A 10,913-nucleotide genomic window follows, 5' to 3' on the forward strand; every position below is an offset into this window, starting at 1 on the left:
AAACGCCCGGTTACATTCCGAACCCGGAAGCTAAGCCTTTCAGCGCCGATGGTACTGCAGGGGGGACCCTGTGGGAGAGTAGGACGCCGCCGAACTCCTTTTGGAAGAGCCCCGTGCCCTTGTGGCACGGGGCTTTTTCGCGTTCCGACCCTCTAAAGTCGTGCCATGCGCTACGAACTTGTCATCTTCGACAACGACGGTGTGCTCGTGGACAGCGAGCCGATCTCCAACACCATCCTGGCCGGCTACCTCACGGAGCTGGGCCACCCCACCTCGTACGAGGAATCCCTGCGGGACTACATGGGGTCCGCCGTGCACCGCGTCCACGACCTCGTCCAGGAGCGGACCGGGAGCAAGCTGCCCGAGGACTTCGACGTCACCCTCCACTCGCGGGTGTTCGCCGCGTTCGAGGAGGAGTTGGAGCCCGTCCCCGGCGTCGACGACCTGCTGGGCAAGCTGGTCGCCGACGGCGTCCCGTACTGCGTCGCCTCCTCCAGCAGCCACCAGCGCATCCGGGTCAGCCACCGGAAGACCGGGCTCGACCAGTGGTTCGAGGAGGAGTGGATCTTCAGCGCCGAGGACGTCCGGGTGGGCAAGCCGGCCCCCGACCTCTTCCTGCACGCCGCCGAGCGCATGGGCGTCGCGCCCGAGCGGTGCGTCGTCATCGAGGACAGCCCGCTCGGGGTCGAGGCGGCCCGGGCCGCCGGCATGGACGTCTACGGGTTCACCTCGATGATGCCCGCGGACCGGCTGACCGGTGTGACCGGGTACTTCTCCGACATGAGCCAGCTGCCGGAATTGCTTGCCTGACGCGTCTACCCACGGGTAGAAACTGGCCCTACGCTCGCCGCCATGACAGATGCACGGTTGCGGCACGGCAGGGCGTCCCTCGCGTTGAGCTTCTTCGTGCAGGGGGCCACCTTCGCCCTTCTGGTGACGCGGATTCCCGCGATCCAGGACCGGTACGGGATATCCGACGGCCTGCTGCCCGTGTTCCTCGCCGCCGTCCCGATCCTGGCCGGGGTGGGCAGTGTGCTCACCGAGAAGGTGGTCGCCCGGGTACGGCCGCGGGTGGTCCTGCGGTGGACGCAGCCCGTCGTCCTCCTCGCGCTCCTCGGCGTCGGCGCCGGCAGCGAGCTCTGGCAGGCCGCCCTCGCGCTCGGCGTGTTCGGGCTGGCCGTCGGCGCGCTGGACGCGTCCATGAACATGATGGGCGTCAGCCTCCAGCGGGCGTACGGGCGCTCCATCATGCTCGGGTTCCACGCCGCGTACAGCCTGGGCGGGATCGCGGGGGCCTCGATGGCCTGGGCCGGGGCGCATTGGGACCTGTCGTTGCTGGTCTCGTACCTTCCGGCGGTCGTGGTGATGCTGCCCGCGGCGTTCGCCGGGAGCCGGTGGTACGTCGAGGGCGCTGACGGGACACCGGGCGCCGACCCGGAGAAGGGGGCGGCCCGGGCGGTGTCCTTCCGGCTGCTGCTGCCGCTGTGCCTGGTCATGGCGTTCGCGTACATCGGGGACTCGACGGTCTCCAACTGGAGCGCGAAGTACCTCCAGGACGTGCTGGGCAGTTCGGAGCAGCTGTCCACCGTCCCGTACAACGTCTACATGGTGACGACGCTGCTGGGGCGGGCCGTCGGGGACCTCGGGGTGCGGCGGTTCGGGGCGGTGGCCGTGGTGCGGAGCGGGAGCGTGCTGGCGGCGGGCGGGTTCGCCGTGGTGGCCGCGGCCGGCGGTGCGTGGACCGGGATGCTCGGGTTCACCCTGCTGGGGCTCGGGCTGTGCGTGATCGTGCCGCAGACCTTCGCCGCGGCCGGGCGGATGTTCCCCGGGGCGAGCGACACCGCGATCGCCCGGCTGAACATCTTCAACTACGTGGGGTTCCTCGTCGGCTCCCCGCTCGTCGGGGCGCTCGGGGACGCCTGGAGCTACCGGGGCGCGATGCTCGTCCCGATGGTGCTGGTCCTCGCGACGCTCCTGTACGCCAAGTCGTTCGGCGCGGAACCCGCCCGATACGGTGGCGGGCATGAGCGGCCGCGCACAGCTGATGTGGGATGACGCAGTAACGGGTTACGACTTCGGGGAGAGCCACCCGATGGACCCGGTCAGGCTCGCCCTGACGATGGGCCTGGTGCGGGCGTTCGGCCTCGACCGGGCGGTCGACGTGGTGGCGGCCAAGCCGGCCGGGGACTCCACGCTGCGGCTCGTGCACCGGCCGGACTACGTGGCGGCGGTGAAGGCCGCGTCCGCCGACCCCCGCTCGGCCGACCAGAAGTACGGCATCGGGACCGTGGACGACCCCGCGTTCGCCGGGATGCACGAGGTGTCCGCGCTGATCGCCGGGCAGTCCGTGGCCGCCGCCGAGGCGGTCTGGCGCGGCGAGACCCGGCACGCGGTGAACTTCACCGGCGGGCTGCACCACGCGATGCCCGGCGGCGCGGCCGGCTTCTGCGTCTACAACGACCCGGCGCTCGCCATCGCCCGGCTCCTGGAGCTGGGCGCCGAGCGCGTCGCGTACGTCGACGTCGACGTCCACCACGGCGACGGTGTGCAGGCCGCCTTCTGGGAGGACCCCCGCGTCCTGACGGTCTCCCTGCACGAGCACCCGCGCACCCTGTTCCCGCAGACCGGCTGGCCGGAGGAGACCGGGGCGGGGAGCGGCGAGGGCGGGGCGGTGAACGTGGCGCTGCCGGCCGGGACCGGGGACGCGGGGTGGCTGCGGGCGTTCCACGCGGTGGTGCCCGAGCTGCTGGCGGACTTCCGGCCGCAGGTGCTGGTGACGCAGCACGGGGCGGACACGCACTTCGAGGACCCCTTGGCGCACCTGGCGGTGTCGCTGGACGCGCAGCGCTCGGTGATGGCCGCGTGCCACGACCTGGCGCACACGTACGCGGACGACGGGCGCTGGGTGGCGCTCGGCGGCGGCGGTTACGCGGTGGTGGACGTGGTGCCCAGGTCCTGGACGCATCTGGTGGGCATCGCGGCGCACGCCCCGGTGGACCCGGAGTCGGTGATCCCGTCGTCGTGGCGGGACGAGGTGTACGCGCGGACCCGGCAGCCGGGTCCCGCGCGGATGACGGACGGGCGGACGCCGTCGTGGTCGGCGTGGGAGGACGGGTACGACCCGGCGGACCGGTTGGACCAGGCGGTGCTCGCGACGCGGCGGGCGGCGTTCCCGCTGCGGGGGCTGCTCACCTGACGGGTTCGGTTACGGGGGCGAGCACGGTTTACGCCGACTGTGGGGCGTAATCGGGCTTTTGGCCCCTGGGCGGGCCGGGTGGGGCAGCATCGGTGGGGTGTTGAGCACCGGAGCGCTGCGTGCGCATCTGCTGGCGGCCCGGCTGGCCGGGCCCGTGGCCACCTCGCGTGAGGTGAGCCTGCGGAGTTATCGGCTGTTCGCGGCCAGGGACCCCCGGGTGACGCTCGGCCTCGACCCGGAACGGGGCTGGGACGAGCGCGCGTTGCTGTCGTTGATGGCGGACAGGTGCGGGGTCTCGGACGATCCCGCGCATGTGTCCGGGCCCGATGTCATCGATCCGGAGCGGACGGTGGCGGGGCTCGACGCGTTCGCCGTAAGGCTGGCGGATGCGGCGGCCCGGCGGGTGCCGGTGCTGTTCGGGACGGGGCATCCGCATCGGCTGATCGGTTTCTACGCGGCGCTGGCAGACGCTTTGTCGTCGGCCGGCTGCCCTGTCCTCACCCCGGCGCAGGGGCGATGTATCGACATAACGACTCGGTTTGGCGTACGTACGTACAGCCTCGACTACGTACGGGGTGTCGCGCTGGTGCGTGAACCCGGCGCGGGGGCGGCCGGTGGTGGCACCGGCGCACACTCCCATTCGCCGCTGCCCGTGCGGGTGGCCCTGGAGGCCGCCGCAGCCGGACGCGGGCCCGTTCCGGAGTTGGTCGTCGGGGACCACGGATGGGTCTGCGGGGCAGGTCAGCTGGGCATCGAGGCGATCGGGCTGGCCGATACGGACGATCCCGCGCTGTTCGTCGGGGAGGCCGAGGGGCGGGTGGCGGTGACCGTTCCGCTGGACGACGCGGTGCGGTCCGCGTATTACCTGCCGCTCACGCGCTATGTACTCAATCGGGCGTGTCTGTCACAGTAGCGGCCGATCGTCTCTCCTCTTCCCCACTCGCATCACCCGCCCCTAACCTGGGGAGTGAGCGCACAACGACGAAGAGTCACCGGAGGGGAAGCCGGTGCGCGTCTCGTGCGGAAGGTACAGGTGAGTCATGGCTGCTGACAGCGAGAGTCCTCTGAGCGAGGTCAAGTTTCTGACCGTGGCGGAAGTCGCCTCGGTCATGAGGGTGTCGAAGATGACCGTGTACCGCCTGGTGCACAGCGGTCATCTGCCGGCGATCCGGGTGGGCAGGTCCTTCCGGGTGCCGGAGCAAGCGGTTCACGAGTATCTGCGCGAGTCCTTCGTGGGGGTGGCATCGGCCTGACATTCCCCTCGGATTACGTCCCTCACGCGGTGGCGGGTAGGCTAGGCCGACGTAGGTCGTGTGGGCCCAGACGCCCCGCACCAGTGAAGAAGAAGTGAGCGAGGGTAGTCGTGGGCTCTGTTATCAAGAAGCGGCGCAAGCGGATGGCCAAGAAGAAGCACCGCAAGCTGCTCAAGCGCACGCGCGTTCAGCGTCGCAACAAGAAGTAAGCGAACGCAGTTCGAGAATCCGCAGCCCTTCCGCCGTTCCCGGCGGGAGGGCTGCGGTGCTGTGTGCGGGGGGTGTCCACCGGTTACGGTGACGTCCTGACCGACCGAATACGGGAGACCGACGGAAGGCGCTGATCTTGGGGAAGGTCGTGCTCGTCACGGGAGCGGCCCGGCAGCTGGGCGGCCGTTTCGTCCGGCGCGTCCAGCGTGATCCGGACGTGGAGCGGGTGATCGCCCTCGACGCGGCCGAGCCGGAGCACGAACTGGGCGATGCCGTCTTCGTACGGGCGGACATCCGCGGGCCCGCCGTCGCCAGAGTGCTCGCCGAGCACGACGTGGACACCGTCGTCCACCTGGACGTGAGCGGTTTCGCGCTCGGGGCCCAGGGGCGTGCGGCGGTCAAGGAGACCAACGTCATCGGCACCATGCAGCTGCTCGGCGCCTGCCAGAAGGCGCCTGCCGTGCAGCGGCTCGTGGTGAAGTCCAGCACTGGTGTGTACGGCTCGGCGCCCCGCGACCCGGCGGTCTTCCACGAGACCACTCCGCCCAAGTCGCTGCCCGGCGGCGGCTTCGCGAAGGACGCGGCCGAGGTCGAGGGGTATGTCCGGGGCTTCGCCCGCCGCCGGCCGGACGTGGCCGTGTGCGTGCTGCGGTTCGCGAACATCCTCGGGCCCGACGCGGACTCGCCGCTCGCCGACTACCTGTCGTTGCCGGTGCTGCCGACCGTCTTCGGGTACGACCCCCGGCTCCAGTTCGTCCACGAGGACGACGTGATGGACGTCCTGTCGATCGCGGCGAGCGAGCCGAGGCGCGGCACGCTGAACAGCGGCACGTTCAACATCGCGGGGGACGGGGTGCTGCTGCTCTCCCAGTGCGCGCGGCGGCTGGGACGGCCGACGGTGCCGATGCTGCTGCCCGCCGTCACCTGGGTCGGGCAGGCGCTGCGGGCGGTCGGCATGACGGACTTCTCGCCGGAGCAGATCCGGCTGCTCACCCATGGCAGGGTGGTCTCCACGGTCCAGATGCGCGAGACGCTGGGTTTCGCGCCCAGGTACACGACGGGGGAGACGTTCGCGGACTTCGCGCGCAGCCGGGCGCCGGGGCTGCTGCCGCCCCGGGCGGTGGGCCGGGCCGTGGACCGCGTGGCCGCGAGCGTGCCCCGGATCGCCGGGCCCGGCGGCTCCGGTGACACCCACCCGACCCCAAGCGCCAGGTAGAGGAGCGCAGCGACGATGGCGGATGCCAAGGTCATTCCGTTCGACGACGACCGTTCGCGGTCGGGGGGCGTGCCGCGCGCCGCGCGCCGGCGGCCTCCGGTGCGCGGCACGGGGTCGGTGAGCGCCCTGCCGGGGCCCTCGGCCGCCCAGGACGCCGCGCCGGAGTCCGAGGACCCGGGCGGGGGCGGCGCGTCCGGGCGGGGCGCCTGGGACCGGCGGATCGCGGGCGGGCTCGCCTTCCTGCGGCGGCGGGTCACCGGCGAGTACGACGTGGACGAGTTCGGCTACGACGAGGAGCTGACCGACCAGGTCCTGATGTCGCTGCTGCGGCCGGTGTACGAGAAGTACTTCCGGGTCGAGGTGAAGGGCATCGAGAACATCCCGTCCGAGGGCGGGGCGCTCATCGTGTCCAACCACTCCGGGACGCTGCCGCTGGACGGGCTGATGCTCCAGGTCGCGGTGCACGACCACCATCCGGCGGACCGGCATCTGCGGCTGCTCGCGGCGGACCTGGTGTTCATGCTGCCCGTGGTCAACGAGCTGGCCCGGAAGGCGGGGCACACGCTGGCGTGTGCGGAGGACGCCGAGCGGCTGCTGCGCAAGGGCGAGGTCGTCGGGGTGATGCCGGAGGGCTTCAAGGGGATCGGCAAGCCGTTCGGCGAGCGGTACAAGCTCCAGCGCTTCGGGCGGGGCGGCTTCGTGTCGACGGCGCTGCGGGCCGGGGTGCCGATCGTGCCGTGCTCGATCGTGGGCGCGGAGGAGATCTACCCGATGATCGGGAACGCGAAGACGCTGGCGCGGCTGCTGGGTTTCCCGTACTTCCCGATCACGCCGACGTTCCCGTGGCTGGGGCCGCTGGGGGCGGTGCCGCTGCCGACGAAGTGGACGATCCAGTTCGGTGAGCCGATCCCGACGGACGGCTATCCGCTGGAGGCGGCGGAGGACCCGATGCTGATGTTCAACCTGACGGACCAGGTGCGGGAGCAGATCCAGCACACGCTGTACAAGCTGCTGGTGCAGCGGCGGTCGGTCTTCTTCTGACGGCCGCCGCCGCACCGTGGGGCCGGGTCAGCCCCGTTCGTCCTCGGCGTCGATGCCGAGGCCGCCGATGAGGCCCGGGAGCAGCGGCGGGATGGTGATGTCCGGCGACGGCGTCGAGCTGGGGGCCGCGTCGGAGGGGCCGGTCGCGTCCGGGGACGGCGGGTCGAAGAGGCCGTCCGCGCCGCCGCCGATCAGGCCGCCGGCCGGGCTGGAGCCGGCGTCCGAGGGGCGCGGCGAGGAGCTGGAGCCCGTACCGCCGTCCTCGTGGCGGGCGGAGGACGAGGGCGCCGGGGTGCGCGTGTCGGTGGAGGGGCCCGCGCCGGTGCCGGTGGAGTCGGAGCGGCGGGACTCGGGGCCCTTCTCCGGCGCGCGCGGGAACAGCGACTGGAGCGGTGCGACCTCTTCGTCTATGGCGTCGAACACCGAGCTGACCTGGTTGCCCACGTCGGTCAGCTGGACGGGGAGGCGGTCCCGGAGGCCGGCCCAGGTGTCGCGGTGGGAGCGGGAGAAGGAGTCCAGGGTCTGGATCGGGCCGAGGGCGCCGTCCCGTTCGTACGCGGCGTGGAGGAGGCGGTGGCCCTCGGTGGCGTCGTGCGTCATGCCGTTGAGCGTGCGCCTGATCTCGCCGAGCTGTTCGTGGTCGAGGTGGCCCGAGCGGGCGCGCTCCATGAGGCGGCGGGCTTCGCCGAGGCGGGTGGACGCCTGGTCGAGGTAGATCTCGCCGCGGTCGGTGTCGTCGCGGGTGAGGCCGAGGTGGAGGTCCTCCATGCCGCGCTTCAGGCCGTAGAGCGAGTCACCGGGGAGGGCGTCGGAGCTGGCGGCGGCCACTCCGCCGAAGGCGCCGGCGGCCACCCCGACGGTGAGCCCGCCCGCGGCAAGGCCCTTGGACCAGCGGGATCTGGGGCGCAGTTTGCGGAGCGGGGAGGCGCGGTGGCTGCCCCTGCTCCGCTGCTCGGGCACCGTAGGGTCCGCGGACGCGCCCCCCTCGGCGAACATGGCTTCCATGGCGGCGACGAGCTGGGCTCGCTGCACCACTTTGACCTCGGGGTCCAACTCCGGCTTCGGCAGTTCACCGAGGCCGTTCGCCAGGGCCAACAGCGGTCCTTGGTCGGCCTGTCCGGCCGGGTCCTCGGGCTGTACGGCCGCCGCACCGCGGAGCGACTGCTCCTCCAGGGCCTGGGCGAAGGCGTTCGCCCGCCGGTGTGCCGAGACGTTTGCGATCACTGGCGGCACCTCCTCTCGTCATGACGGTCGACTCCCCTGGGAATCCGGAAGGTTGCACACCTTGAGCGCTTCCACACGATCGAGTGAGCGTCTGCGGACATGGTGTGACGACAGGGGGCCTGCAACCGGCACAACGAGTGGCGCGGCACTTGGGTTACGCACGAAAGATGATCGGACCAGTGCGTGACGCATGCGACGCCGGGGCCGGTCCGGCGGGGGGAGCCGTCAGCGGGCATCGTCCGGGAGGAGCCGGGCGAGGGTGCGGACGGCGCGGTACTGGAGGGTCTTGATCGCGCCCTCGTTCTTGCCCATGACGCGGGCGGTCTCGGCGACGGAGAGCCCTTGCAGGAAGCGCAGGGTCACGCACTCCTGCTGCTGGGGGTTGAGGCGGCGCACGGCCTGGAGGAGCGCGGCGTTGGAGAGGGATTCCAGGACGGAGTCCTCGGGGCTGCGGGCGACCTCGTTGGCGTCGAGCATTTCGCCGGTGGTCACTTCCAGCCGGAATCGACTGGATTTGAAGTGGTCGGCGACCAGGTTGCGCGCGATCGTGACCAGCCAGGCGCCGAAGTCGCGGCCCTGCCAGGTGAACGTGGAGATGCGGCGCAGGGCGCGCAGGAAGGTCTCGCTGGTGAGGTCCTCCGCCGTCGCCTTGCTGCCCACGCGGTAGTAGATGTAGCGGTAGACCGTGTCGCTGTACTGGTCGTAGAGGCGTCCGAAGGCATCGGCCTCGCCGGCCTGGGCGCGCTCGACGAGCTCCATCATGCGCGCGCTGTCGCTGTCGGCGGCGGGCCGCCGGACCGGGGCGGCGGTCGCCGCCCCGCGGTTGCCGCGTCTTCCGACCGCCGCGGCGCGTTCGGCCAGGGCATAGCAGGGGCCGGCAGGTGCAGGGGCGGCGAATGCGGGTACGGCGTACGCGGTGGGGACGAAGCCGCGCATGCGTTCGGCTACGGATGCGCGCAGCGTAGCCAGGCCCGAGGCGTCAACCCCGACGTGTGGGTACACGGGACTCCCAGAGGCAGAGCTTCCATCACGAGCAGTGCGAAACCATCACTCGTCGTAGTGAGTGGCGGGTCCGGAATGCGTCTGAGGAGAATAACGCTTCGTACAGGCCGCGCTACGCCCAGTTGCACAAATCATCGATTGCGTCGCTTCTGTGCCAACTTTCCGGCACAACAAGTCGCACGTCGTGACCGCTTGTTGATCGAATTGCTTCGGAATCTGTCTGCGGGGGCGACGGGTTGTGGCCGGTGAAAAGGGTGTGCGGTGTTGACGCGCGCGGGCGCGGAGAGTCAGCGGCGGCGGCGGTGCAGGGCGACGGCCGCGGCCGTGCCGCCCGCGAGGGCGCCGACGCCGGCGGCGGCCGGGATGCCGACCTTGGCCGCCTTGCGGCCGGTCCGGTAGTCGCGCAGCCGCCAGTCGCGGGCGCGGGCGTGCTTGCGGAGCTTGGTGTCCGGGTTGATCGCGTACGGGTGGCCCACCAGGGACAGCATCGGGATGTCGTTGTGCGAGTCGCTGTACGCGGCGCAGCGTGCCAGGTCCAGGCCCTCCGCCGCCGCCAGGGCGCGGACCGCCTCGGCCTTCGCGGGCCCGTGCAGGGGTTCGCCGACCAGGCGTCCGGTGTACACCCCGTCGACCGATTCGGCGACCGTGCCGAGCGCCCCGGTCAGGCCGAGCCGGCGGGCGATGATCGTGGCGGTCTCCACCGGGGCCGCGGTGACCAGCCAGACCCGCTGGCCGGCGTCCAGGTGGGCCTGGGCCAGGGCGCGGGTGCCGGGCCAGATGCGGTCGGCCATGTACTCGTCGTAGATCTCCTCGCCGATCGACATCAGCTCGGAGACGCGGTGGCCCTTGACGATGGACAGCGCGCTGTCGCGGGCGTCCTGCATGTGCTCCGGGTCCTCGACGCCGGCCAGCCGGAACCACGCCTGCTGCCAGGCGAACCGGGTGAGCTCGCGGCGCTCGAAGAACTTCCGCTTGTACAGGCCGCGGCCGAAGTGGAAGAGCGCGGCGCCCTGCATCACGGTGTTGTCGAGGTCGAAGAAGGCGGCGGCCCGGTCGTCACCGACGACGGGGAACTCGGGCTCCTCCGGTTCGGTCTCCTCGGCCGCGGATTCGGCTTCCAGCGAGGTCTTCCGCGCGGCCTCCGCCGCCGCCTCGCCCGCCAGCACGCTGCGGGCCGTGGCGGAACGCCTGCGGGGGGTGAGCCATCCAAGAGCGGCCATGCGGTCGAGCATAGCCAGTCGGCCCGGTCGTTCCGCTTCCACCGTGGTCCCGTGGTGTGAACTCCTGGTGTCCGCGGGCTCCGGGAGGGGGCCGAGAATGAGAGGTATGAGTGCCTTGCTGCGACGTAGGAAGAAGAACCCCGCCGAGCGCGTGGTGACCCTGGTGGGGAAGCCCGGCTGCCACCTCTGCGACGACGCCCGCGCGGTGGTCCGGGCGGTCTGCGAGGAGACCGGCGCCTCCTGGGAGGAGAAGGACATCACCCGGGACGAGGAGCTGTACCGGGAGTACTGGGAGCAGATCCCGGTGGTCCTCGTGGATAACGAACAGCACACGTTCTGGCGGGTCGACCCGGCGAGACTGCGCAGCGCGCTGCTTTCCTGAGGGAAACCCGGTTACCATCGTGGGCGTTTTGAGTGGTCTCGGGGGCGTAGTCGTGAGGAGTGTGTGCCGCTTTGCCCCCTTCGGGCCTGCAACGGGCTGATGCGATCCATGGTTCCTGGATCGCGCGACGGATGTGCGTGACCCCGGTCACTTTGACCGGACAAACCGG

The 10,913-nt window shown here is 71.4% G+C and carries 12 protein-coding genes and 1 rRNA gene; 10 read left to right on the plus strand and 3 right to left on the minus strand.

The annotated features are described in order from the left end of the window. From rrf to ACFUJY_RS24400, 9 genes are all read left to right on the plus strand, one after another. A 5S ribosomal RNA gene (gene rrf, locus ACFUJY_RS24360) occupies positions 1-95 on the plus strand; the annotation flags it as partial. A gap of 70 nt (positions 96-165) precedes the next feature. Beyond that, the gene (locus ACFUJY_RS24365; RefSeq protein ID WP_383303235.1) at positions 166-810 is read left to right on the plus strand and encodes an HAD family hydrolase; all 645 of its coding nucleotides are present in this window, start codon (positions 166-168) and stop codon (positions 808-810) included. A gap of 42 nt (positions 811-852) precedes the next feature. Then, positions 853-2,055, plus strand: a complete 1,203-nt coding sequence (locus tag ACFUJY_RS24370; RefSeq protein WP_383303236.1) for an MFS transporter — start codon at positions 853-855, stop codon at positions 2,053-2,055. After that, on the plus strand, positions 2,024-3,196 hold the full coding sequence (locus tag ACFUJY_RS24375; protein WP_383303238.1) for an acetoin utilization protein AcuC: 1,173 nt from the start codon (positions 2,024-2,026) through the stop codon (positions 3,194-3,196). Before ACFUJY_RS24370 ends, ACFUJY_RS24375 begins: the two co-directional genes overlap by 32 nt. Before the next feature lie 97 nt (positions 3,197-3,293). Beyond that, positions 3,294-4,109, plus strand: a complete 816-nt coding sequence (locus ACFUJY_RS24380) for a phosphatase (RefSeq protein ID WP_383303240.1) — start codon at positions 3,294-3,296, stop codon at positions 4,107-4,109. Positions 4,110-4,236: 127 nt separating this feature from the next. Continuing rightward, positions 4,237-4,449: a helix-turn-helix domain-containing protein gene (locus ACFUJY_RS24385; RefSeq protein WP_018104376.1), complete on the plus strand. Its 213-nt coding sequence runs from the start codon at positions 4,237-4,239 to the stop codon at positions 4,447-4,449. A 110-nt stretch (positions 4,450-4,559) separates the two neighbouring features. Further along, on the plus strand, positions 4,560-4,658 hold the full coding sequence (locus ACFUJY_RS24390) for a 30S ribosomal protein bS22 (protein ID WP_003948845.1): 99 nt from the start codon (positions 4,560-4,562) through the stop codon (positions 4,656-4,658). A 137-nt stretch (positions 4,659-4,795) separates the two neighbouring features. Beyond that, positions 4,796-5,875, plus strand: a complete 1,080-nt coding sequence (locus ACFUJY_RS24395) for an NAD-dependent epimerase/dehydratase family protein (RefSeq protein WP_383303243.1) — start codon at positions 4,796-4,798, stop codon at positions 5,873-5,875. 15 nt (positions 5,876-5,890) lie between these two features. Then, a complete protein-coding gene (locus tag ACFUJY_RS24400) occupies positions 5,891-6,916 on the plus strand; it encodes a lysophospholipid acyltransferase family protein (RefSeq protein ID WP_383303245.1) in 1,026 nt (341 codons plus the stop codon). A gap of 27 nt (positions 6,917-6,943) precedes the next feature. On the opposite strand, the gene ACFUJY_RS24405 is transcribed toward ACFUJY_RS24400, so the two are convergent. From ACFUJY_RS24405 to ACFUJY_RS24415, 3 genes are all read right to left on the minus strand, one after another. Continuing rightward, the gene (locus tag ACFUJY_RS24405) at positions 6,944-8,140 is read right to left on the minus strand and encodes a DUF5667 domain-containing protein (protein WP_383303247.1); all 1,197 of its coding nucleotides are present in this window, start codon (positions 8,138-8,140) and stop codon (positions 6,944-6,946) included. Between the two features lie 225 nt (positions 8,141-8,365). Then, complete coding sequence (locus tag ACFUJY_RS24410) at positions 8,366-9,142, minus strand: ECF subfamily RNA polymerase sigma factor, BldN family (RefSeq protein WP_383303249.1); 777 nt, start codon at positions 9,140-9,142, stop codon at positions 8,366-8,368. A gap of 287 nt (positions 9,143-9,429) precedes the next feature. Beyond that, on the minus strand, positions 9,430-10,362 hold the full coding sequence (locus ACFUJY_RS24415; protein ID WP_383303250.1) for an HAD family hydrolase: 933 nt from the start codon (positions 10,360-10,362) through the stop codon (positions 9,430-9,432). Between the two features lie 106 nt (positions 10,363-10,468). Between ACFUJY_RS24415 and ACFUJY_RS24420 the strand changes: the two genes are divergently transcribed. Next, positions 10,469-10,744 (plus strand): glutaredoxin family protein, encoded by a 276-nt coding sequence (locus ACFUJY_RS24420; protein ID WP_136203094.1) that lies wholly within the window; start codon positions 10,469-10,471, stop codon positions 10,742-10,744. The last annotated feature ends 169 nt before the right edge of the window (positions 10,745-10,913 follow it).

The sequence above is a fragment of the Streptomyces sp. NPDC057249 genome (genome assembly GCF_042669245.1).
GTDB lineage: Bacteria > Actinomycetota > Actinomycetes > Streptomycetales > Streptomycetaceae > Streptomyces.